Source organism: Pseudomonadota bacterium (assembly GCA_039818985.1).
Classification (GTDB): domain Bacteria; phylum Pseudomonadota; class Alphaproteobacteria; order Sphingomonadales; family Sphingomonadaceae; genus Alterisphingorhabdus.
The window spans coordinates 186,782-208,731 of sequence record JBCBSU010000002.1; the positions used below are offsets into that span (position 1 = coordinate 186,782).

At 59.8% G+C, this 21,950-nt stretch carries 22 protein-coding genes; 10 read left to right on the plus strand and 12 right to left on the minus strand.

Annotated features, from left to right (window positions below; translation table 11 throughout):
• Positions 1–112 precede the first annotated feature (112 nt).
• Positions 113–1,834: a class I adenylate-forming enzyme family protein gene (locus tag AAFX04_12550; GenBank protein ID MEO1046263.1), complete on the minus strand. Its 1,722-nt coding sequence runs from the start codon at positions 1,832–1,834 to the stop codon at positions 113–115.
• A gap of 69 nt (positions 1,835–1,903) precedes the next feature.
• On the opposite strand from AAFX04_12550, the gene lgt reads away from it, so the two are divergent.
• From lgt to AAFX04_12565, 3 genes are all read left to right on the plus strand, one after another.
• Positions 1,904–2,791 carry a prolipoprotein diacylglyceryl transferase gene (lgt, locus tag AAFX04_12555; GenBank protein ID MEO1046264.1) on the plus strand — a complete coding sequence of 296 codons (888 nt, stop codon included), beginning with the start codon at positions 1,904–1,906 and terminating at the stop codon, positions 2,789–2,791.
• Between the two features lie 7 nt (positions 2,792–2,798).
• Positions 2,799–3,869, plus strand: a complete 1,071-nt coding sequence (locus AAFX04_12560) for an SAM-dependent methyltransferase (protein ID MEO1046265.1) — start codon at positions 2,799–2,801, stop codon at positions 3,867–3,869.
• Between the two features lie 75 nt (positions 3,870–3,944).
• On the plus strand, positions 3,945–4,619 hold the full coding sequence (locus AAFX04_12565) for a COQ9 family protein (protein ID MEO1046266.1): 675 nt from the start codon (positions 3,945–3,947) through the stop codon (positions 4,617–4,619).
• A gap of 29 nt (positions 4,620–4,648) precedes the next feature.
• On the opposite strand, the gene AAFX04_12570 is transcribed toward AAFX04_12565, so the two are convergent.
• Complete coding sequence (locus AAFX04_12570; GenBank protein ID MEO1046267.1) at positions 4,649–5,062, minus strand: hypothetical protein; 414 nt, start codon at positions 5,060–5,062, stop codon at positions 4,649–4,651.
• A 290-nt stretch (positions 5,063–5,352) separates the two neighbouring features.
• On the minus strand, positions 5,353–6,315 hold the full coding sequence (locus AAFX04_12575) for a TAXI family TRAP transporter solute-binding subunit (GenBank protein ID MEO1046268.1): 963 nt from the start codon (positions 6,313–6,315) through the stop codon (positions 5,353–5,355).
• 267 nt (positions 6,316–6,582) lie between these two features.
• Between AAFX04_12575 and AAFX04_12580 the strand changes: the two genes are divergently transcribed.
• From AAFX04_12580 to ssb, 3 genes are read left to right on the plus strand one after another with little or no spacing between them, the layout of a single operon-like run.
• Positions 6,583–6,840: a FeoA family protein gene (locus tag AAFX04_12580; protein ID MEO1046269.1), complete on the plus strand. Its 258-nt coding sequence runs from the start codon at positions 6,583–6,585 to the stop codon at positions 6,838–6,840.
• Positions 6,840–8,702 carry a ferrous iron transporter B gene (locus tag AAFX04_12585; protein MEO1046270.1) on the plus strand — a complete coding sequence of 621 codons (1,863 nt, stop codon included), beginning with the start codon at positions 6,840–6,842 and terminating at the stop codon, positions 8,700–8,702. Before AAFX04_12580 ends, AAFX04_12585 begins: the two co-directional genes overlap by 1 nt.
• Before the next feature lie 51 nt (positions 8,703–8,753).
• Entirely contained in the window at positions 8,754–9,287 is a 534-nt protein-coding gene (gene ssb / locus AAFX04_12590; GenBank protein MEO1046271.1) for a single-stranded DNA-binding protein, read from the plus strand.
• A 32-nt stretch (positions 9,288–9,319) separates the two neighbouring features.
• On the opposite strand, the gene AAFX04_12595 is transcribed toward ssb, so the two are convergent.
• On the minus strand, positions 9,320–9,868 hold the full coding sequence (locus AAFX04_12595) for a DUF177 domain-containing protein (protein ID MEO1046272.1): 549 nt from the start codon (positions 9,866–9,868) through the stop codon (positions 9,320–9,322).
• Positions 9,865–10,398: a ubiquinol-cytochrome C chaperone family protein gene (locus tag AAFX04_12600; GenBank protein MEO1046273.1), complete on the minus strand. Its 534-nt coding sequence runs from the start codon at positions 10,396–10,398 to the stop codon at positions 9,865–9,867. Before AAFX04_12600 ends, AAFX04_12595 begins: the two co-directional genes overlap by 4 nt.
• Before the next feature lie 131 nt (positions 10,399–10,529).
• Here AAFX04_12600 and bamE point away from each other — a divergent pair, with 131 nt between their 5' ends.
• Entirely contained in the window at positions 10,530–11,078 is a 549-nt protein-coding gene (gene bamE, locus AAFX04_12605; GenBank protein MEO1046274.1) for an outer membrane protein assembly factor BamE, read from the plus strand.
• Positions 11,079–11,080: 2 nt separating this feature from the next.
• Here the strand turns inward: bamE and AAFX04_12610 are convergent, their stop codons facing one another.
• Together AAFX04_12610 and AAFX04_12615 are read right to left on the minus strand one after the other, a co-directional pair.
• On the minus strand, positions 11,081–12,394 hold the full coding sequence (locus tag AAFX04_12610) for a hemolysin family protein (protein MEO1046275.1): 1,314 nt from the start codon (positions 12,392–12,394) through the stop codon (positions 11,081–11,083).
• 86 nt (positions 12,395–12,480) lie between these two features.
• Positions 12,481–13,737 carry an FAD-dependent monooxygenase gene (locus AAFX04_12615; protein MEO1046276.1) on the minus strand — a complete coding sequence of 419 codons (1,257 nt, stop codon included), beginning with the start codon at positions 13,735–13,737 and terminating at the stop codon, positions 12,481–12,483.
• Positions 13,738–13,965: 228 nt separating this feature from the next.
• Here AAFX04_12615 and AAFX04_12620 point away from each other — a divergent pair, with 228 nt between their 5' ends.
• Entirely contained in the window at positions 13,966–16,293 is a 2,328-nt protein-coding gene (locus AAFX04_12620) for a DNA translocase FtsK 4TM domain-containing protein (protein MEO1046277.1), read from the plus strand.
• A 105-nt stretch (positions 16,294–16,398) separates the two neighbouring features.
• On the opposite strand, the gene AAFX04_12625 is transcribed toward AAFX04_12620, so the two are convergent.
• A complete protein-coding gene (locus AAFX04_12625; GenBank protein ID MEO1046278.1) occupies positions 16,399–16,674 on the minus strand; it encodes a hypothetical protein in 276 nt (91 codons plus the stop codon).
• A 32-nt stretch (positions 16,675–16,706) separates the two neighbouring features.
• A complete protein-coding gene (locus AAFX04_12630; protein ID MEO1046279.1) occupies positions 16,707–18,038 on the minus strand; it encodes a S8/S53 family peptidase in 1,332 nt (443 codons plus the stop codon).
• Positions 18,039–18,094: 56 nt separating this feature from the next.
• Here AAFX04_12630 and AAFX04_12635 point away from each other — a divergent pair, with 56 nt between their 5' ends.
• Positions 18,095–18,997 carry a hypothetical protein gene (locus AAFX04_12635; protein ID MEO1046280.1) on the plus strand — a complete coding sequence of 301 codons (903 nt, stop codon included), beginning with the start codon at positions 18,095–18,097 and terminating at the stop codon, positions 18,995–18,997.
• Here the strand turns inward: AAFX04_12635 and AAFX04_12640 are convergent.
• Positions 18,994–19,893 (minus strand): LysR family transcriptional regulator, encoded by a 900-nt coding sequence (locus AAFX04_12640; GenBank protein ID MEO1046281.1) that lies wholly within the window; start codon positions 19,891–19,893, stop codon positions 18,994–18,996. The genes AAFX04_12635 and AAFX04_12640 overlap by 4 nt on opposite strands.
• A 106-nt stretch (positions 19,894–19,999) precedes the next feature.
• Between AAFX04_12640 and AAFX04_12645 the strand changes: the two genes are divergently transcribed.
• Positions 20,000–20,776: an aldo/keto reductase gene (locus tag AAFX04_12645; protein MEO1046282.1), complete on the plus strand. Its 777-nt coding sequence runs from the start codon at positions 20,000–20,002 to the stop codon at positions 20,774–20,776.
• Positions 20,777–20,794: 18 nt separating this feature from the next.
• Here AAFX04_12645 and AAFX04_12650 read toward each other — a convergent pair whose 3' ends face one another.
• Positions 20,795–21,520, minus strand: a complete 726-nt coding sequence (locus tag AAFX04_12650; protein MEO1046283.1) for an SDR family NAD(P)-dependent oxidoreductase — start codon at positions 21,518–21,520, stop codon at positions 20,795–20,797.
• Positions 21,517–21,930: a hypothetical protein gene (locus AAFX04_12655; GenBank protein MEO1046284.1), complete on the minus strand. Its 414-nt coding sequence runs from the start codon at positions 21,928–21,930 to the stop codon at positions 21,517–21,519. The genes AAFX04_12650 and AAFX04_12655 overlap by 4 nt, the downstream gene beginning before the upstream one ends.
• Positions 21,931–21,950: the final 20 nt, after the last annotated feature.

The window sequence follows — 21,950 nt, forward strand, 5'->3', positions numbered from 1 at the left end:
GGGCCTGGCCAGCACAGGCCAGCTTGTTGTCGCTCGTTCGTCCAATAGGCCCACTATTCTCCTCACTTGCTCCTCGATCTGGCCTGTGCTGGCCAAGTCACGGCCCATGCGCCTAGTGGACGCTGACCCTGTCCTCCGCCGCAACCAGCTCACGATACTGTTTGCGCAACGTTACCTTGTCGATCTTCTGGGTACCAAGGATCGGCAGCACTTCGGACGAATGCCAGATACGTGTGGGGATCTTGAACGGCGCGAGATGCTGCCCCAGAAATTCCTGCAACGCCTCGGGTTCGAGCGACTTGCCCTCCTTCATGTGATAGACCGCGCCCGGCACTTCGCCAAAGCGCTCATCGGGCAGGCCGAAGACACAGGCCTGGGCAACATCGGGATGGGCATAGATTGCCGCCTCGACCTCGATACAGCTGATATTCTCGCCGCCGCGAATGACAATGTCCTTCTTGCGGTCGACGATGAACAGATAATTGTCCTCGTCGAGATAGCCGAGATCGCCGGTGCGGAAATAGCCATCGGGCATGATCGCCGCCCTGGTCGCTTCCTCATTGTCCCAATAGCCGAGGAAGTTGCAGATCGAGCGGATCGAAATCTCGCCAATCTCTCCCTGAGGCAAGGGTTTGCCGTCATCGTCGAGGATCGCAAGGTCGACCAGCGGGCGCGATGGCGTGCCGGTACTGTCGGGCTTGGCCATGTAATTCTCGTTGAAATTGCCGCAACCCACACCATTGGTCTCGGTCAGGCCATAACCCAGCAGCGGGAATGCCCAATCCATCTCTTTCTTGATCCGTTTGACATGCTCGACCGGGCGCGGCGCGCCACCCGCTGCAAAGGCGGTACAGCTGGTCAGATCATATTTGTCGCGATCGTGATGGGTTGCGATTTCATAGCTCATCAGCGGCACGCCGACAAAATAGCTGACCTTTTCTCGCTCGATCAGCTGCATCGCATGTTCGGCATCCCATTTGGGCATCAATACCAGCTTGCGCCCGATGCCGATGCTCTGCAGCAGCACCGGCACCATGGCAGTGACATGGAAGAGCGGCACATTGAGTAGCGTCGCAGGCTGGCCCTGTGGCGGCTGGCCCAGCTTGATCAGAATCTGCAGGCTCATCATCGTCTGAGCGATATAGCTGGCGGTGCCCTGCATCACGCCGCGATGATCTGAATAGGCACCCTTGGATTGGCCGGTCGAACCGGATGTGAACAGGATTGTCGCCAGATCATCGCCGTTCAGCTCGGGCAGGGCGCTGTCGCTGTCCAGCGCACCGCCGATCACGGGTGCCAAACCCGCCTGCGGTGTGCTGTCATGCTCGAAGATGACGATAGTGACCGAATCGGGCAGCGCCTGATCCGCCAGCCGCGCCGCGCGTTGCTCATCGGCGAGCACCAGATTGCAGCCGACGCTGGTAATGCCATGGGCCAGTTCCTCACCCTGCCACCAGCCATTGAGCAGCGTTGCCACACCGCCGGCCATCAATATGCCCATATAGGCGACGATCCAGTTGGCCGAATTGCGCGCGGCAATGCCGACGCGGTCGCCTTTTTGCAGTCCATGCTCGGCGATCAGGCCCCGCGCTACCTGCTGCGCCCCCGCCAGGGCATCGGCAAAGCTGAGACGGACATCGCCATCGACCAGAAATTCGGCATCGCCATGCTGGGTGCAGAAATGGGCGAAATAGTGCGACAGGCTGGGCGGTGCCATGGCCAGCATCGGCAGTTGCTGACCATATTTCTCATAAGGCACGGTTGCCAGCGGCGCGCCATCTGCGGTCATCGCGTCCATGGTCGCCTGCATGATTTTATCAAGCTCTGTCGGCATTACGGTATCTCTCCTGTTGGTATTCCTTTAACTGCCCTATATGCAGGCGAAAATCATTGGGGAAAAGCCTTGATACTGTCTATTCTCGCTTCTGCCACCGACTATGTGCGTTTTGAAGAGCTTGGGCTTTCGAAAACGCTGCTCACCATCGGCTTTTTCGAGCTGCGCTGGTATTCGCTCGCCTATCTTGCCGGCATATTGGTCGGTTACTGGTATCTGCTCAAGCTGATCGCCCAGCCTGGTGCGCCGATGGCGCGGCGCCATGCCGATGATTTCATCCTTTACGCCACGCTCGGTATCATCCTTGGCGGGCGGCTGGGCTATGCGCTGTTCTACAAGCCGGAACTGTTCGTCTCGTTCACCGGCGAGGGCTGGGTCAGCTATGATCTGGTGCGGCTATGGGATGGCGGCATGTCGCTGCATGGCGGCGTTCTCGGGGTTTTGCTGGCGATCTGGTGGATGTGCCGCAAGGAAAGCCTCTCCTTTCTGCGCTTTTGCGATTATGTCGCCTGTGTGGTGCCGTTCGGCCTGTTCTTCGGTCGGCTCGCCAATTTCGTCAATGGCGAGCTTTGGGGCCGCCCCACCGATGTCCCCTGGGCGATCATCTTCACCAATACCGATACAGCCAATCCGCCGCTGCCGCGTCATCCAAGCCAGCTTTACGAGGCTGCCAGCGAGGGGCTGCTGATGTTCCTCATCCTCTACTGGCTGTTCTGGCACACTCAGGCACGATACAAGCCCGGCCTGCTGGTCGGGGCGGCGGCCATGATTTACGGCATCAGCCGCTTCGTCGTCGAATTTTTCCGCAACCCCGATGCGCATCTGGTCGAGTTTGCCGAGCGTACCGGGCTCAGCATGGGCCAATGGCTGACGGTGCCGATGATCCTGATCGGGCTAACGCTGATCCTGACCGCCGGCAAGCGCCGCGTCAGCGAACCGGCGCCGCGCCAGGCCTGACGCCGTCATGATATCCGAACTGGCACAGCGCTTTACCCGGCTGATCGAGGCCACCGGTCCGATATCGGTGGCGCAATATATGGGCGAGTCCAACGCCGCCTATTATGCTGCGCGTGATCCGCTGGGGGCAGAAGGTGATTTCATCACCGCGCCCGAAATCAGCCAGATGTTTGGCGAGATGATCGGGCTGTGGTTCGCCGATCTGTTCCTGCGCTCGGGCTATAAAGGGCGACCGCATTATGTCGAGCTCGGCCCTGGACGCGGCACGCTGGCGCAGGATGCGCTTGGCGCCATGGCGCAATTCGGCATCGAGCCGAAAGTCCATTTCCTCGAGACCAGCCCGGCGCTACGCGAGCGGCAGGCAGCACTGCGCCCCGATGCCATTTGGCACGATGCGCTCGACACATTGCCGCGCAGTGGTGCGCTGCTGGTCATGGCCAATGAGTTTTTCGATGCGCTGCCGGTGCGCCAGCTGATCGCCACCCATGCCGGATGGCGCGAGCGCGTCGTTGCGCGCACGGGCGAACAGTTCGCCGCATTGCCCGGCGCACGACCGATGGATGCGGTGGTGCCGCAGGACTTTCGCAACGCCCCGCCGGGCAGCATATTGGAGACCTGCCCCGCTGCCAGCGGCTTCGCCTATGAGCTTGCCAGCCGCATCAAAGCCCAGGGCGGCGCCATGCTCACCGTCGATTATGGCTATGACACGCCGCAGCTGGGCAGCACGCTGCAGGCGGTGCGGGCGCACCAGAAAGTCGATCCGTTCAGCGATCCGGGCGAGTGCGACATCACCGCACATGTCAATTTCGACGAGCTGAAACAGATCGGTCTGTCGCACGGCCTGCGCCCGCATGGACCGGTCGGCCAGGGGTCGTTTCTCAAAGCACTGGGCATCGAGACCCGCACCCGGATGCTGGCCGAGGCCAATCCCGCGCAGGCCGATGCGCTCAAGACGGCGCAGGACCGGCTGGTCAATGACGATCCCGATTCGATGGGCGAACTGTTCCGGGTGCTGGCGCTGACCGCGACCACCTGGCCACAGCCCGAGGGCTTCGGCACCAGTAATGGCGCGCGGTAAATCCCGGCAACAGTTGAGCCGAAGCGGTGCAATGCCTAAATATCCTGTCAGGAATCAGCCCAGCCGGAGCGAATCATGTCAGACACATTATTGGACAGCCTGCCCGAGGACCCCGATCTCGACGAGATTCGCGTCTTTCTGGCACCGCATATCGCCGAGGAGGCCGCATTTGACGGCTGGACGGACGAAGCACTGGTGCTGGCAGCAGAGGCGCATGACATCGACCCGGCGGTGGCGCGGCTGGCCTATCCCGAGGGCGCGATGGACATGATCGATGCCTGGATCGAATCCATCGATGCGCGGATGAAGGCGGAATTTCCCGAAGACCGGCTCGATGCGATGAAAATCCGCGAGAAAATCACCGAGCTCGTGTGGTTCCGCATCACCGCAGTGATGCCGCAAAAGGAGGCGCTGCGTCGCGCCGTTTCGATCATGGCACTGCCGCAAAATGCCGGTCGCAGCGCGCGCATCTCGTGGCGCTCGTCCGACCTTATGTGGCGCATGGCCGGTGACACCGCCACCGACTATAACCACTATACCAAGCGGACGATTCTGACCGGCGTCTATTCGACGACCCTGCTGTGCTTTCTCGATGACGAGAGCGACGAATATGAAGACACCCGCGCCTTTCTGGAACGCCGCATCGAGAATGTGATGCAGTTCGAAAAGGTCAAGGCGAAGGTGCTGAAACGACGCGAAGGCTTCGACCTCACGCGGTTTCTCGGACGGCTGCGCTATCGGGCGGAGTAGCACCCGACGCGCTCCTGAATGCTAGAGCTTCAGATATCTTTCCAGCAGACATCGACCGAATCATTGATCCAGCATTGCTCTCCCGGCTCGCGATAGGCGGTGCCGAAACCGGGGCGTTCGCCATCGCTCATGCGCACCGACATTCCCGCCTGTGTCGGCGTATCCGCCTCAATGATGACTTCGACAATCTGCTCAAAAAACGGCAGGCCATCGCTGCGCACCATGGTGAAGCTGTCACCGCCAAGGATAAAATATTCGCACTGGCCCTTATACTCCACGCCGCCGGGCGCCGATGCGACGGTGCATTCAACCGTTTTGGAAGGGCCATCAGCCTTGTCTTTCGCCACCGAGTTTTTCAGCTCTTCGGTGATCTTGGCCTCGTCCTCGCTTTCGGTCTCAGGCTGTTCGCTCTTGGCCGACGGTTTATCACCCGACGCGGCCACATCGCTTCCCGAACACGATGTTTGTGCCTCGGCTTCACTCTTATCTTCGCTTGCCTCTGGCGCGTTACAAGCCGCCAATACCAAGACCGATGCCAATGTAAGAAAACGCATATTACCCCCTGTCACTGTTCGTAGACACACAGGCACAGATTTCCGGACCTGCTGCAAAACCACAATTGCGGGGAATTTCCATGGTTCCAAGTCTTAGGCTATATGCGCATAAACTTGGACACATTCGTCGAACTGCCAGATCGTCAACACCTCCGAGTAAGTGAAGTGGCACTACGGGCCTATTGAAGCCCTTCCTCACGAAAAGAACGCTCCGCGCCATCATGAACCACAATGCCCTCTGGCATAGCAGAGGACATTCTCGCCGCTGTTAGGCCTTGAAGGCTGGGATGCAGTATTGTGAATCTGTTCACATTTGACAGGACTAATTGGGTCACATCATACACCGTTCCTGAATCAACGCTGGTGGAGGAAAGAAGCAGAGCGGATGTTCCAATCGTCTGAACATCGCCGCTCATTCCGCCATACACCCCCTTGGGAATGCTCGCGGCGCGCAATCCAGGCTCGACCCCCAGCATTGTGTCGATAGCTGCGCCTGTCACCGGAACAAAGACCGCATTGCAAGCGTTCTGGGCGTCCTTGACGCCAGCATTGATAAGTCCATCCATGACGATATAAGCATCGATCTTGCGGTCACAAAGATTCCAAACCGCATCGCCAATACTAATGGGCTGTTCCGATATCGCCTCTTGTGACCAGCCTTTGGCAGCAAAGATGGCGTCTACTATCGCTGCTGCGTCGGAGCCTTCCCCGCCAAGCGCGACCTTTTTTCCCTTCAGATCATCGAAAGTCGCTATGCCCGCATCGGGATGAGCCACCACAAACAATAGCTGATCGTGAAGCCGCATAACAAAGCGGAGGTTTCGCTGCGGTCCGGCCGAGGCGAAAGGCCCAGTCCCTGTCCACGCTTTACCCGTCAGATATTCATTGGTGATAGCGAAATCCAGCTCCTTGTTCAGGAGGGTCTGAAGATTGTAGCCCCCACCACTTGTTGCTTCGACAGACAAGCGAAGCCCCCGCGAGCGAGCCTGACGGCTTGAGACACGTATTATCGCACCACCTGTCGGGTAGCTGGCGCCAGTTATGTGTCCTGTTCCAATAGTTGCGAACCTCGACTGCTGTGCAAGCGCGGCTGCGCTAACCAAAAGGCCGCACAAAATGACCGTAGCCAGATTCTTGAACATCGGAATCTCCATTTTGGAGATATATTCATCAGTAACGGATCGAGCGCAACCATGAATCTGGCACAAAATTGAGGCAACAGATGGTCCTCTTGATCAGTGTGTCAGAATGCCGATAGCTTGAGACTAATCTACTCTCAGCCATTACCAATGGCGCCAAAGCCAACCAGGGTCGGGATCTAATGATAACCATTTGCAATAACCCCTGAGACCGCCTAGATGGGTTTTAGCGCTGCATGGTGTTGCGCTATCATTTCAGCAGCGGGCCGCATGTTTCTCGACCAGCTTTCCCCTGGCCATAGTGCCGAGATCACCGATATTTCCTGGGACCAGCTTTCCGATGATGAAGGCCGTCGTCTGCGCGCTTTGGGCATTTATGAGGGGCAGCGGGTCGCGGTGCGGCATCGCGGGATGTTTTTCGGGCGTGACCCGATCGCACTGGACATTGGCCGCACCACCATTGCCATCCGGCGGATGCACGCCAAGCTGATCGGCATTGCCAGGGCCAGCGTTGAGGAAACCAAATAATGACCACCGCGCAGCCGCTTATTGCTCTGGTCGGCAACCCCAATGCGGGCAAGAGCGCGCTGTTCAATGCGCTCACCGGGGCGCAGCAGAAGATTGCCAACTATCCCGGTGTCACCGTCGAGCGCAAGGCGGGGCGCATCGCGCTTGCCGATGGCCGCCCGGCCGAGCTGATCGACCTACCCGGCAGCTACAGTCTCAACCCCACCAGCCCCGATGAAGCGGTGACCCGCAAGGTGGTGATGGGCGAGCAGGAAGGCGAGCGCCAACCGGACCTCATCATTCTCGTCATCGATGCGACCAATATGGAGCAGCATCTCGCCTTTGCGCTGGAGGTGCTGGCGCTGGGCCGTCCGGTGGTGATGGCGCTCAATATGGTCGACCTGGCCGAGCGCGATGGCCTGACCATTGATCCAGCGCGGCTATCAGCGCAGTTGGATATTCCGGTTGTCGAAACCGTAGCTGTCCGGCGTCGTGGCCTCGAAGAGCTGAACACGGCGATAAGCGAGCGCCTGTCAGCGATCGACGCGACACACCAATTGCCTATCACCCCGGGCGCACCGATGCGTGAGCGGCGGCGTCTCGCCGAGACGATAGCACGCGACGCGATTGTCGGCGAAACAACGAGCCGCCGCCTCTCGCAACAGGCCGATGCGATCTTGCTGCATCCGGTCTTTGGTCCACTGATTCTGCTGGCGCTGTTATTTGTGATCTTTCAGGCGGTGTTTAGCTGGGCAACACCGGCAATGGACCTGATCGAAAGCGGCGCGGAAGCCCTGTCCGGTCTGGTCACCAGCACGATGCCCGAAGGCTTTTTCCGCGACCTTATCACCGAAGGCCTGATCGCGGGCGTCGGATCGGTGGTCGTGTTTCTGCCGCAAATCCTGATCCTGTTTCTCTTCATCCTGCTGATGGAAGCCTCGGGCTATATGGCACGCGCTGCTTTTATCATGGACCGATTGATGGCGCTGGTCGGCCTGTCTGGCCGCTCGTTCATCCCGCTGCTCTCCTCCTTTGCCTGCGCCATTCCCGGCATTATGGCGACGCGCAGCATCTCCGACTCGCGCGACCGGCTAACCACGATTCTCATCGCACCGCTGATGACCTGCTCGGCGCGCCTGCCGGTCTATACCGTGATCATCGGTGCATTTATTCCCAATATCCGCGTCGCCCCCTTTGTCGGGCTGCAGGGCCTTGTGCTGTTTGGCCTGTATATTTTCGGCATTATCGGCGCGATGCTGGTCGCCTGGATTTTGCGCGCCACCGTCACCCGCGGCGCGGCAGGCGGCTTCCTTATGGAAATGCCGAAATATCAGGTGCCGCGCATCCGCGATGTACTGCTCGGTCTATGGCAGCGGGCATGGATATTCCTGCGCCGCGCCGGCACCATCATCTTCGCTGTCACCATCGGCCTGTGGCTGCTGCTCAGCTATCCGCAAAAGCCGGTGGGCAGCGATATCAGCCAGGTCGATTACAGTGCCGCCGGGCGGATTGCCGGGGTGATCGAACCGGTGGTCGCGCCGATCGGCTTCAGCCGCGATATCGCGCTGGCGCTGATCCCGGCTATGGCCGCACGCGAAGTTGCGGTGGCGGCGCTGGCCACCACCTATGCCGTCGACGCCGAGGACGAGGATGAACAGGCGGTCGAACTGGGGCAGCAGCTCGCCGGGCGCTGGTCGCTGCCTACGGCTTTGGCCTTTCTCGCCTGGTTCGTTTTTGCACCGCAATGCTTGTCCACCATCGCGGTCACAAGGCGCGAGACCAATAGCTGGCGCTGGCCGATCTTCATGCTGGTCTATCTTTTTGCGCTGGCCTGGATTGCGGCGGGGATAACTTACTGGACCGCAAGTGCATTGGGGCTGTAATTTCGCTAACAGACTCGCACGTCAAAAAGCATCAGCGAAAAGGGCAATCCCATGGCAGGATCGGTCAACAAGGTCATACTTATCGGCAATCTGGGTGCCGACCCGGAAGTCCGCTCGTTCCAGAATGGCGGGCGTGTGTGCAATTTGCGTATCGCCACCACCGATAGCTGGAAGGACCGCAATACCGGCGAACGCCAGGAACGCACCGAGTGGCACAATGTCGCAATCTTCCAGGACGGTCTGGTCGGCGTCGCCGAGCGCTATCTCAAAAAAGGCTCCAAGGTCTATATCGAAGGTGCGCTGCGTACCCGTAAATGGCAGGACCAGTCCGGCAATGACCGCTACACCACCGAGGTCGTGCTCCAGGGCTATGGCGGCAACCTTACCATGCTTGATGGTCCGGGTGGTGGCGGTGGTCAGCGCAGCGGTGGCGGCAATTATGGCGGCGGCAACGACTATGGCTCGGGTGGCTCCGGTGGTGGCGCTTCGAACTGGGGCCAGACCGGCGGCAGCAGCGGTGGTGGTTCCGGAGGTAGTGGTCCGGCTGGTGGCTATGACGATCTCGACGACGAAGTGCCGTTCTGATCATTTTGACCCGATTTCCACATAAGGTCAGCTCAGCCCTTTTTCTTAAGTTCACCCAGTGCCGCAAAGGGACTTTCCTTTTCCTCCCCTTCGCGCAAAATACCTTTTTGCAATAGCGCCGCATCGGCTTCTGGACTGCGCGGATAGGGATCGAGCATCAGCGCCAGCGTTTGCGCCACCGCTTCGCCAATATCGAAGCGACCATTTTCCAGTGGCATTAGATCATAGTCGGCGTCATCGCCCATGTCGGCCATCTCATCCTCTCCGGCATCCAGCACTTCGGCGGCAAAGCGCAGGCTGAACGGCTGATCGATATGGCTGGGAAAATCCTCCAGCGTGATGACGCAACTCTGAACAATATCGGCGCGGAGCCAACCGCTGGCCTGCACCGTATCGCCCGCACGGTGATAGTCGCAACTGGCCGACAGCGCATCAAGACGCACCAGCCCGAAGCGCTCTGCCAGGGCAGCGCGTTCGGCGACATTCGCGGTTATCCGCTGCGGTGCCTGGTCGAGTTGCGACAGCAGCACCAGACGCGACAGTTCAGGGGTAACCGGATTGTCGGAATTCTGGCCGCTCATGCGATATCCCCCGCCAGCACCATGTCGATGCCGCGAGCGCCCAGCCCGGCATGCAGCGAGAGCAGTGCCTTGCGGCTATGATGCAGCGCCGCGTCGCTGACCTTAGCCTGATAGAGATTGCGCTGCAGCACCGCATCGACCGCCTTGGCGCGCGCGGCGCTGTCACTCTCGGCGAGCGCATCGCGCAGGCCCGTCAATCGCCCGCCCAAAATGCTCATCATCTTGCCGACCCGCTTGCCGACGACAACATCGCCGACACCGTCCTGACGCAGCTGGCCATCCATGTCGTCGACGAACAATTCGGTCAGCGCCACCCCGGCCTCGGACTGGTCCGGTGCCTGTTCGATCCGCAGCAGCACCAGCGTCAGCAGCGTCACCAGCACATTGAACCGGCCTTCGATATCGTCGCTGACGCCGCCATCGAGATACCAGTGCGGCTGGCGCCCGAGCGTCACAACCGAGCGGTAAAGCGGCACCATGGCATCCCGCCGGTCGGGAGTGCGGGAAAACAGGCGCGAGAAAAACGACATGGAACGGGTTCACTTTCGGTTCAGTGCTATGAGTTCAGCATTTGACGGTTCAGCATTTGGATTGAGAAAATCCTGCCGGGCAAATATATTGCTATTTGCATCGCCAGATGCAATGCGCAGATGGATAGCCGATGGCGCAGGCCATCCGGCGGACCAGAGATAAATATGAACGGGAAGACGAACGCGACGCCATGGCCATAAAGCCGCTCTCAATCCTTATTGCCGGGACCGCGACGCTGGCGCTGCTTGGTGGCTGCACCAAGATTCGCGCGCATCGCGGCTATATTGCCGATCCGACCCTTGTCAGCTCGGTACAACCGGGTGTCGATGACAAGAGATCGGTCGAGGATATGCTCGGGCGCCCGACCTTTATCGGCCAGTTCACCAGCAATGAATGGTATTATGTCGCGCGTGACACCCGTCAGCTCGCCTTTGCCCGGCCACGACCCGAACAGCAGACCGTGCTGCGCGTCAAATTCGATGATCGTGGACAGGTGACCGATGTCGCCCAGACCGGAGTCGAACTGGCGGTGCGAATATCGCCCGATGGTGATGCCACCCCGACACTGGGCCGCGAGCGCGGTTTCTTTGAGGATCTGTTCGGCAATATCGGCACCGTCGGCGCACCTGGTGCGACCGGACCCGGCGGCCCTGTCGGTCCGGGTGGCGGTGGCCCCTGAGCCTAAGCCGTTTCCTCGCCGGAGGATAACGGCCGGGCGATCAGCTTGTCGATCTTCCGCCCATCCATATCGACTATCTCGAAACGCCAGCCCTGATCAGCAAAGGCCTCACCCTCTTGCGGCAGGTGGCGCAATATCGCCAGCGCATAGCCGGCGACCGTGGCAAAATCACGATCCTCGTCAAAACGAAGCCCGATTCGGTCGGCCAGCATATCCGCCGGCAGCGCACCGGAAACCAGCAATGAGCCGTCCTCGCGCTCGATAATCCGCGGCAGCGCGCCGTCCTCGCTGTCTGACACGAAATTACCCGCCAGCGCCGACAGCACATCGGCCGGCGTCACCAGCCCTTCGAAATGGCCATATTCATCATGCACCATCGCCATGGTGACATCGGCCTGCTGCAGCACGCCAAGCGCATCCATGGCGTCAACCTGATCGGGGATGATGGCCGGTTCTAGCATCAGCGCGCGAATATCCGGCGTATCACCGCGAGTCATGGCGAGCAGCAATTCACGCACCTTGACCACGCCGATAATCACATCGATCGAACCTTCGGCAACCGGCCACAGACTGTGCTGCGACCGCTCGAGCAGTTCGGCAATGGCGGTGACATCGGCATCGACATCGATCCAGTCGACTTCGGTACGCGGAGTCATCACCTCGCGGACCGGGCGGTCGGCCAGCCGCACCACGCCGGAGATGATCGCGCGCTCCTGCTCCTCGATCACACCCGATTTGGTGGCCTCGGCAAACACCATCTGCAATTCTTCCGCCGTCACCAGATCATCGGCGGTACGGCGGAGGCCAAGCAGACGGAAGATCAGCGCGCTGGTCATGTCGAGCACCCACACCAGCGGCGCGGCGATGCGCGCGAGCAGGTCCATGGGAATCGCCATCACCACCGCGATCCGTTCGGCCGAGCGCAACGCAATCTGTTTCGGCACCAGCTCACCGATGACCAACGACGCATAGGTGGTGAAGCCGATGACAAGGGCAAAGCCGAGAGTCTGGGACAGATCGGCGGCAACCCCGGCACGCGCAAGCCGTTCCGCCACCGGACCGCCCAGGCTGGCACCCGAATAGGCACCGGCGATAATACCGATCAGGGTGATACCGACCTGTACCGTCGAGAGAAATCGCCCGGGATTGGCCGCCAGCGCCATGGCGGTGCGGGCGCCGCGATTGCCCTTTTCGGCCAACGCCGCGAGCCGCGCCGTGCGCGCCGATACGATGGCGAGTTCGGACATGGCGAAAACGCCGTTCAGCAACACCAGAACGAGAATGATGACCAGATCGAGCCAGGGAAAAGGCGCCATTATCCTGCCCCTATTGAGCAAAATCGGTCAAAGCACAACCACTGCGTTGCCATAGATGGTGTCGGATCCTTGCCAGAAAGCGCTGCTCAGACAGCTATGCCCTGCAGCAGGCGCGGCAGGTTGCCGCTTTCGCCCCGTGCCTCGGCGGCGAGCATATTGCGCAGCGGGTCGATAGCGCCAACCGCCCGCATGCCGCCGCGACGCAGTCGGCCCAATGGTTCGGGCAGCGCGAATATCCGCATCAGGCTGTCGGTGACCGAAGCCATCAGTGTCACATCGCCAGCGCGCCAGTCGGCATAGCGCTGCAGCATGTCGGCATGGCCGCAATCGAGCCCGATACGCACAGCCTCGGCAAATATCTCGGCGAGACAGGCGACATCGCGCAGGCCGAGATTGAACCCCTGTCCGGCAATTGGGTGCAGAGCATGGGCGGTATCACCGATCAGCACGGTGCGACCACGCACTGGATTGGTGACATTGTGGAAGGTCAGAGGGAAACGGCCACGTGCCCCGGCCAGCTGTACCGCACCTGTGATATCCCCGACATGGCGCATCAGTTCGCGGGCAAAGCCGCGCGGCCCAATGGCCATCAGCCCATCGGCCTGTGCCGCAGGCATCGACCATACCAGCGAGCTGCGGTGACGGGGCAGGCCTTCTTCCTCGCCCGGCGCATCGGAGAGCGGCAACAGCGCCAATGGACCACCGGGCAGGAAATGCTGGAAGGCAACGCCATCATGGCCATGATCATGCGCCAGCGTCGCCACAATGGCGTGATGGTCATAGCTCCATCGGGTCGCCGAAAAGCCGCCGGATGTAAGGCTGGGCGAGCGCTTGCCCTCGGCCACTACCAGCACATCGGCCGAAAGATGCGTCCCATCATCAAGCGTTAGCGCCAGCTTCGAACCACGCTCTTCGCGCTCTGCGCATGTGCAGCCGAAATGGCAATGCACCCCAGGCTGTTCGGCTATCGCGGCCAGCAGCGCCTTTATCAGCGCAATATTCGGCACCATATAGCCCATGACATCACCAATATCGGCGGTGAATTGCAGCGGTGTCGCCTCCTGTTGTTCGCGCACCGCAATCGCGCTGATCGGCGATGCGGTTTCGCCCAGCCGATCAGCAATGCCGAGGACGCTAAACATCTCCCAGCTCGAACGGATAATCGCGGTAGCGCGATGGTCATCCTTGTGCTGGACATGCTCGGCGGGGTCGACGGGATCGATGAGATGCACGGTGATGCCCGACTGGGCCAGCGCGAGTGCCAGCGTCAGGCCGATCATGCCGGCACCGGAAATGGCGACATCGCAATGCTGTATCGCAGCGGGTGAATCTGCTTGTGTCATGCTGATAAAGATAGGCGAGGCCGCCGGGTGTTGCAAAAGGCAAATCAGGCTGACGTAAATATTCGCGCAAAGCCAGTTCAATCCACGAGTCGCCATTAACCATGGGCTTGACGGCGAGTCCGCGCTCTGCGCATAATTCCGCCCGAGAGCGAATGATGTGCATGATCGCCGCGACCGCCGAGCAAAGTCGCCAAGATCGGCAGCCAGACAGGATAATGGACCGGAACCATGGCCAGCAGGGCAATAGCAAATAAGAATGGCGACTGGCGCGCGATCATGCGCCAGAGCCTGGGCCGCTCGCTTGAGCTGATGCTGAGCGCAACGTTGTTCGGTTTTGTCGTCTTCTTCGCACTGGCACTGATGAGCTACAGCCTGACCGACCCCTCGCCGAGCACCGCTGCCGGCGGCGATGTCAGCAACTGGATGGGCCGCCCCGGTGCCTGGATCGCCGAGCGCGCGCTTGGTTTTTTCGGCCCGGCCTCGGTGCTGTTCCTGCCTTTTGCCTTTGTCAGCGCACGGCAATTGTGGCGCAGCGATGAAAAGCGCAATGGCTGGCGCGATCTGGCGTTGCTGTTCGCCGGTATCGCGCTGATTGCCGCAGCCCTCGGCCTTGCCTTTCCCGGAACCGCAGGTGACCTGCCCGCAGGCTGGGGCGGACTGAGCGGCATTATCGCCAGCCTGACCGGCGAGGCATTGCTGTCACGACTGCCCGAAACCGTCCAGTCATGGACCGCTATCATCGCTACTGTAGCGCTAGCCCTTGGCGGCGGTGTCTGTGTCTGGCGCGCCATTCCGGTCAATCGCAGCCTGTTTCGCCTGCCGGCAATCACCCTGCCGCGCCTCGCACTGCCCTGGGGCGACCGCGGCGAAGATGGTGATAAGGTCAGTGACGTGCCCCTGACCGAAGAGGATGACACCAAAGTCAGCGCCCGTCCCCGCCGCACGGTCGAGCCGGACAATCGCCCGCCGCCGGAAATCTCCGAACCTTCCCTGCCGCCGCGCAAGGCACAACTCGGTCCGACCAGCCGCCAGGGTGATTTCTTCGGCGATTATGACCTTCCCGAACTCGACCTGCTCGACCAGGCCGAACACAGCGAAGGCCCAAGGCTCGACAAGGTGGCGCTGGAGCGCAATGCCCGGCTGCTCGAAACCGTGCTTGCCGATTTCCGGGTTCAGGGCGAGATCAAGGCGGTGCGCCCCGGCCCGGTGGTTACCATGTATGAGCTGGAGCCTGCGCCCGGCACCAAGGCCAGCAGGGTGATCCAGCTGGCCGATGACATCGCGCGCAACATGTCGGCGGTGTCGGCGCGTATCGCGGTCATCCCGGGACGCAATGTTATCGGCATCGAACTGCCGAACAAGAAGCGTGACATGGTGGTGCTGCACGAGATGCTGGCGAGCCACCATTTTGCAGAACATAAGGGACAGCTGCCGATCATTCTCGGCAAGAATATCAGCGGCGACCCGGTGATTGCCGATCTGGCGCCGATGCCGCACCTGCTGGTCGCGGGCACCACCGGATCGGGTAAATCGGTCGGGCTGAACTGCATGATCCTGTCGCTGCTCTATCGCCTGACCCCCGATCAGTGCCGGTTGATCATGATCGACCCGAAAATGCTCGAACTGTCGAGCTATGACGACATTCCGCACCTGCTCTCACCCGTGGTGACCGAGCCGGCCAAGGCGGTGCGCGCGCTCAAATGGGCGGTCGAGCAGATGGAGGAGCGCTATCGCATGATGTCCTCCATCTCGGTACGCAATCTTGCCAATTTCAATGAGAAGGTGAAGGCGGCCAAGGCCAAGGGCAAGCCGCTGGGGCGTCGGGTGCAGACCGGCTTTGATCCGGAAAGCGGCCAGCCGCTTTATGAGGAAGAGCAACTCGATTTTGAACCGCTGCCGCAAATCGTTGTCGTCGTCGATGAGCTGGCCGACCTGATGATGACCGCAGGCAAGGAGGTCGAATTCCTGATCCAGCGACTGGCGCAAAAGGCGCGTGCCGCAGGCATCCACCTGATCATGGCGACGCAGCGGCCCTCGGTCGATGTCATCACCGGTGTGATCAAGGCCAATCTGCCGACGCGGGTCAGCTTTCACGTCACCTCGAAGATCGACAGCCGCACCATCCTGGGCGAACAGGGTGCCGAACAGCTGCTTGGCAAGGGCGACATGCTCTACATGCCCGGCGGCAAGGGGCTGAGCCGGGTGCATGGACCGTTTGTCTCGGATGACGAAGTGCGCCGCGTCGCCGATCATTGGCGCGCCCAGGGCCAGCCCGACTATGTCCAGTCGGTCACCGAGGAACCCGAGGATGGCGGCTTCGCACTCGAAGGTGCATCGCTCGACGACAATCCGGAAGAGGAACGCTATCGCAAGGCGTGCCAGCTGGTTTTCGAAAGCCAGAAAGCCTCGACCAGTTGGCTGCAACGGCAATTGCGCGTTGGCTATAACACCGCCGCCCGACTGATCGAGCGGATGGAGGAAGAAGGGTTAGTCAGCGCCCCAAACCACGTAGGCCGTCGTGAAGTCTTCCGCGATCGCGACGGCCAGCCGATTTGATGTTAGCAACGCCTTGTGATTTTGCTTTTGCAAAGCACAAGGCTCAAATCACAATCACAAAAAGATAGCATCCAGCGGTAATGACACAGATCTTTTGAGACGAACTCAGTTTTTGGACTGGTCTCGCTCAAATGGACCAAAAGGGGCAATGACCGGATTGGAAAACGGCCCTGGATAATCATTTGAACTATCACCAAGGCCGCTGGAACTCTCCGTAATCGCACTTTCTTTTACCATCAGCGCGAACAATTTCGCATCAGCATCGATGGCGACCAACCCATATTCCTCATCAATCTGCGACCGCTCTACACCAAGCTTTTCAGCCGCTTTTTCCAGACTGACCTCACCATCAAGGCGTACAGACATCAAAACATTGCCCAAATCCGCCTCCTTTGAAGATCTGCAGTGAAGATTTACAGGTCCAGTCTCATCGCTGTGCCAGCGGCATTATATATACCATGGCCGATCCGCTTATTCCATCGCCTCTGTGGCGATCTGGTAATCGCGTCCATTTTAAGTTCGCGTGCAAGGTCTCTCGGAGACAGATGTTCTGTTTTTGACGAAGTTCGCAGCGCAGCGCAAAGCCCAGCTGCAACTGGACAGGCAGTAGACGTGCCAGAGTCAGGTGACCCCAAGCCATATGCCTCTGAACCCAGATAATGTGTATAGCTTGCAAAATTTGGCTTGCGAATGGCCATGCCCGTAATCCCGGGACCCTGGGAAGAATAACCTATCAACCGGTTGCGTGTTGACACTCCGGCTATCGTCGTGACGTCCGGATGCGCATTTGCGCCTGTGATGCTGTGGGAGTCATTGATATCGCAACGGCCATCCGGGCAGCTGGGTCCACAGTTCCCTGAAGCGAAATAAATGTCGGCACCCGCCCTTCCCAGTGTCGCGCAAGCAAGGTTAAATGGATGTTGCGGGTTGTCGGCATAGCGGCCCGGATGCCCGGCTCGGAAGTCCCACTCCAGACGATACATGCCCCAGCTGTTGTTGACGACAAGCTTGTTGATCCGACCTGATGTAAGTTGCTGCACCAGGAAACTATATGCCCCCACTGCATCCGAAAGCAGGCCTTCCATGGCTGATCTGCCTCTGGTGCGTGAACGTAGCAAAGGGCAATCAATCAACGTTGCTGCTGGCGCAGCTATCATGGCCGCATGCGCGCACATTGTTCCATGACCTACCTCATAATTTCCATGCGCCCTGGAAGCGCCCTGAGGAATCCAGTCGATGCTGGTATCAATATTTGGTGTGAGACCTTTTGAAATCAGATGGTCGCTGTTTATGCCTGTATCGCAAATAGCGATGTGCACACCCTGCCCATCGAGATTGCGCCTTTCCAGCTCGGCTATATTCACCCGACGCCGAACATCCGACACATCGCCAATGGGCCCACCTTGACAAGCTTCACGGGAAAAATGTGTTATTTGTGGATCGGAGAAAACACTCACCCCTTCTATCTGGGTTAAAGCCTCGAGACGATTTTCATCAATCTCCCCTCTGATGACGTGAGTCCGTGCCTCTTGGGGCGTCGACATAGCCAAAATCGGCGTCCGTCCCACCGATTCCAGAGGTATGGGATTGTAAGCAGTATCGACGTCCAGTCCTGGAAGTTCCTTCTGGGGAGTAAAATCCGGATGATATGGTTCATTGTTCTGGGTGGCGGTAAATGCTTCCATCGAGACCCGTTTTGCCTCGATGTCTTCCGATAGTTTGACGAGAACGCGAACTTTGCCCATGATTGCCTCCTTGTTGACTGGTTTTGATAGCTCGCCTGAATCTCGACACTGTGCGCGTGACCGTCATCACGGAGCAGGATATGTTGAAAATTCCCAAAAGCCTTGGGGGGTTCGCCTTGCCCCTGATCCTGACATTTGCAGGCATTGCGGAAGTCCCCGCAGCACCGGCACCGCCCACCGACCCGGAAATATTCGGCCCCGGCACCGTTTCACTTCCAGACCGTCACGAATTCTGCTCGACGCTTAGTGCAGACAGGAAGACGGTCTATATCGGCATCGAGCATGGGCGCTGGCAGTCGATGGCCGGGCATCGCTGGAACGGTGCGAACTGGGGCGCGCCCTTTTACGAAGCTGGCAGCCCGGAATTTACCATGCAGGACCCGTATCTCTCGCCCGATGGCGAACGGCTCTATTTCATCACGCGCAGCAGGGGCAGCGCCGACATCGCCTATGCCGAGCGGGACACTTCGGGTGGTTGGGGCGAACCGGTTTTCCTGCCACAGCCAGTCAACACCGAAGCGAATGAATATTATACCTCACTGACCAAAGACGGCGCCATCATCTTTGCCTCGGATGCGCGTGATGGCGGCTATGATCTCTACAGCGCCGAACCCGAGGGCGAAGGTTACGCGAAACCCGAGCTCTTTCCCGATGGCGTCAATACGCGTCGCTATGAGGCCGACCCGTTTATCGACCCCGATGGCCGCTATCTGATCTTCGCCTCCAACCGTCCAGAGGGTCAGGGTCGCGGTGACATCTATATCGCTTTCGCTGAGAGCGATGGCAGCTGGTCGGACCCCGTGCCGATAGATGAGCGCGTCAATACTTCGGGCCACGAACTCTGCCCCTCCGTCACGCCGGATGGCAAAATCTTCATGTACACCAGCAGACAGGATATCTACTGGATGTCGGCCGCTTTTATCGAAGATATGCTGAAAGCGCGCATGGCAGCCGATTAAAGTTCCTGCAAAGCCGCCACCATCGTCTCGACCAGCCGCTTTAGCCGCAGCGTCTGGCGGTTGACCGGAGCATAGGCCATATTGATATCCAGCTCCGGCGCGCGCCAGTCGGGCAGCAGATCGAGCAGCGCACCCGATGCCAGATCATCGCGTACCAGCCATTTGGGCATCACCGCAAAACCATTGCCCAACCGCGTCGCTTGCCGCGCCGCGAAAATATTGCTGGTCGAAAAGACGGGCCTCGCTTCCAGTATATATGCCCGCCCGCTTTCATGTGTGAGCGGAATGCGCCCATTTTCAAAGGGCAGCAATCCGGCACAGGATTTGTCTTTCAGGTCTGCGGGACTGTCCAGCGATGCCTCACTTCCGAGAAAATCCGGCGCCGCGACAATCAGCCGTTCGACAGAGCGCACCGACCGCACCACCAACGTTTCATCGGGCACCGGTCCGACCTTGATCCACAGATCGCATCCGGTTTCCGCAAAGCGGATATCGCCATCCTGCAATATCCAGTCAACGGTCACCTCCGGATAGCGCCGCTGAAACGCCAGCACGGCATCGGCGAGGTGCCTTTGCCCAACAGCAATCGGCGCGACAATGCGCAAAGGGCCGCGCATGGCGTGCGCCTCGTCGGCAAAGCTCTCTGTAAGACTCTCCCATCCCCGCAGCTGTGCACGCGCGCGTGTTAGGCAGTCCATTCCTGCCTTTGTCAGAGACAGGCTATGCGTCGTCCGCACTATCAATTGTACCCCCAACCGGCTTTCCAGATCGGAAAGCTGGCGGCTTGCCGAGGCCTGGGACAGGTTGAGGTCGCGCGCGGCGGCGCTGATCGACCCGCGCTCGGATATGCGCACAAAGGTTTCCAGCAATGTCAGTCGATCGAGCGATTTTGCCATACGTTATGTGTATAACAGATAAACACTCTATCCTTCTACCGAATATTGTACTGGACCAGCATATTCTCCTCATCGACCGGCAGCGGTCACAGAACGGAGATGAACAATGGCACATGACATATTGCGGAATTTCGCGATTGGCGGCACTGATTCGGTCAACAGGCTTGGCTTCGGTGCCATGCGCCTGACCGGACAGCCAGGCAATTTCGGACCCTATGCCGACTGGGATAGCGGCAAGGCGCTGCTGCAACACGCGGCCAATCTGGGTGTCGACTTTTTCGACAGCGCCCATGCCTATGGCCCGGAAACGGCTGACCGTATTCTCGGTGAGGCGCTGGACGGACGCAAGCCGTTTCTCGCGACCAAGGGGGGTGTGGGCAAGACCACGCCGGACAGGATCATTGTCGATGGCAGTCGTGATACATTGCTGCGCCAGATTGATAGCGCTCTGGCCAATTTGCGGCGCGCCCAGATCGATCTGTTCCAGCTTCACCGGGTCGACCCCGAAATTCCCATTGAGCGATCAGTCGCAGCGATTTCCGAAGCGCAGGCCGATGGCCGTGTCCGCCATATCGGCCTTTCCAATGTTACACGCGAGCAGCTGGACAGAGCATTGGCCATCGCGCCGATTGCCAGTGTGCAGAACCGCTTCAACATGTCCGAAATGGGCGATGACGCTCTGGTGGACTATACCGCCGAGCGCGGCATCGCCTTCATCCCCTATGGTCCACTCGGCGCCAATCCCATGCAGCGCGGCGCGAAACTTGAGGCCCGCACCGCGCTGGCCTGGCTGCTCAAGCGTTCTCCCAACATCATTGTTATCCCCGGCACGACATCGGTCGCGCATCTGAAGGAGAATATGACGATATGGGATCTGGTGTGATTACGTGCACCAACACGATTACCAGCGCTCCTTGAACGGGCGCAATTCCACCTCGTGCGACCAGGCCGAACGGTGCTGCTTGTGGGTGGTCCAGAAAGCATCGGCGATGGCGGCGGGCGCGAGTGCGCCGTCTTCGCCCATCTGGTCGAGATAATCGGGATAATTATCGCGCACCCGGTCGCCATCGATCACGCCGTCGATAATGAAATGGGCAACATGAATGCCCTGCGGCCCATATTCGCGCGCCAGTGACTGGAGCAGATTGCGCAGCCCCGCCTTGGCCGAAGCGAAATGGGCGAAATTGGGTTTTCCACGCAATGAACCGGAGGCACCGGTGAAGAACAGGCTGCCATGGCCCTGTTCTTTCAGCAACGGCACCGCACGTTGGGCGGTAAGGAAGGCGCCGAAACAGCAGACACGCCAGAAATTCTCAAACTGCTTTGCCGTCAGCTGCTCAAACGGAATGATGGCATTATTGCCGGCATTATAGAGCACAGCGGCAATCTCGCCGCGCTCAGCCGCATGGGCGAAGAGCGCGTCCTGATCCGCTTCACTGGTGACATCGACGCGCATCGCTTCGATGGAGCCACCTTTTGCTGCAATCGCATCCGCCGTGGCTTGCACTGTTTCCAGTGTGCGCCCGGTGAAGACCACATGATGCCCCTCACTGGCAAAACGCTGCGCCAGCGCGCCGCCAACGCCATTGAGCGAGCCGCCGCCGAGGATAATCACCGTGCCGCTCATTGCGCTGCCTCCGCTTTCAGCTTCGCCTCATGCGCCTCCAGCCATGCTTCTTCCTCGCCCGGCTCGGGCAGCAGATCGCCACCTTCCATCACCCAATGGGCGGGGACATCCTGTGTCGACATGGTAATATTCTCCAGCGCGATACCACTGTGCCGCGCCACCGATTGCCGCATCTGCGCGATAATCGCCTGCTTGGTTGCGTCGTCGCGTCCGGCACGAATATTGCCATGGAGATGCACCATGGCATTGCCCAGAGGCGGCATGGGCGCATCCTCGAAGAAGAATGCATGAACAAATGTCGGCGGCGCGTCGGTCTGTTCGCAATGGATATCGGTGATGTCCCTGGCGATCTTTGCCTTGGCAGCTTCGGGGATGGCACCCGCATGGGCATTGCACAGATAAAGCGGCATGGGGTCTTCTCCTTTGCGCG

Coding starts and splice junctions, on each gene's coding strand:
- AAFX04_12550 (MEO1046263.1), bottom strand. CDS start 1,834: ATGCCGACAGAGCTTGATAAAATCATGCAGGCGACCATGGACGCGATG.
- AAFX04_12560 (MEO1046265.1), top strand. CDS start 2,799: ATGATATCCGAACTGGCACAGCGCTTTACCCGGCTGATCGAGGCCACC.
- AAFX04_12565 (MEO1046266.1), top strand. CDS start 3,945: ATGTCAGACACATTATTGGACAGCCTGCCCGAGGACCCCGATCTCGAC.
- AAFX04_12575 (MEO1046268.1), bottom strand. CDS start 6,315: ATGTTCAAGAATCTGGCTACGGTCATTTTGTGCGGCCTTTTGGTTAGC.
- AAFX04_12580 (MEO1046269.1), top strand. CDS start 6,583: ATGTTTCTCGACCAGCTTTCCCCTGGCCATAGTGCCGAGATCACCGAT.
- AAFX04_12585 (MEO1046270.1), top strand. CDS start 6,840: ATGACCACCGCGCAGCCGCTTATTGCTCTGGTCGGCAACCCCAATGCG.
- ssb (MEO1046271.1), top strand. CDS start 8,754: ATGGCAGGATCGGTCAACAAGGTCATACTTATCGGCAATCTGGGTGCC.
- AAFX04_12595 (MEO1046272.1), bottom strand. CDS start 9,868: ATGAGCGGCCAGAATTCCGACAATCCGGTTACCCCTGAACTGTCGCGT.
- AAFX04_12600 (MEO1046273.1), bottom strand. CDS start 10,398: ATGTCGTTTTTCTCGCGCCTGTTTTCCCGCACTCCCGACCGGCGGGAT.
- bamE (MEO1046274.1), top strand. CDS start 10,530: ATGGCGCAGGCCATCCGGCGGACCAGAGATAAATATGAACGGGAAGAC.
- AAFX04_12610 (MEO1046275.1), bottom strand. CDS start 12,394: ATGGCGCCTTTTCCCTGGCTCGATCTGGTCATCATTCTCGTTCTGGTG.
- AAFX04_12615 (MEO1046276.1), bottom strand. CDS start 13,737: ATGACACAAGCAGATTCACCCGCTGCGATACAGCATTGCGATGTCGCC.
- AAFX04_12620 (MEO1046277.1), top strand. CDS start 13,966: ATGGCCAGCAGGGCAATAGCAAATAAGAATGGCGACTGGCGCGCGATC.
- AAFX04_12630 (MEO1046279.1), bottom strand. CDS start 18,038: ATGGGCAAAGTTCGCGTTCTCGTCAAACTATCGGAAGACATCGAGGCA.
- AAFX04_12640 (MEO1046281.1), bottom strand. CDS start 19,893: ATGGCAAAATCGCTCGATCGACTGACATTGCTGGAAACCTTTGTGCGC.
- AAFX04_12645 (MEO1046282.1), top strand. CDS start 20,000: ATGGCACATGACATATTGCGGAATTTCGCGATTGGCGGCACTGATTCG.
- AAFX04_12650 (MEO1046283.1), bottom strand. CDS start 21,520: ATGAGCGGCACGGTGATTATCCTCGGCGGCGGCTCGCTCAATGGCGTT.
- AAFX04_12655 (MEO1046284.1), bottom strand. CDS start 21,930: ATGCCGCTTTATCTGTGCAATGCCCATGCGGGTGCCATCCCCGAAGCT.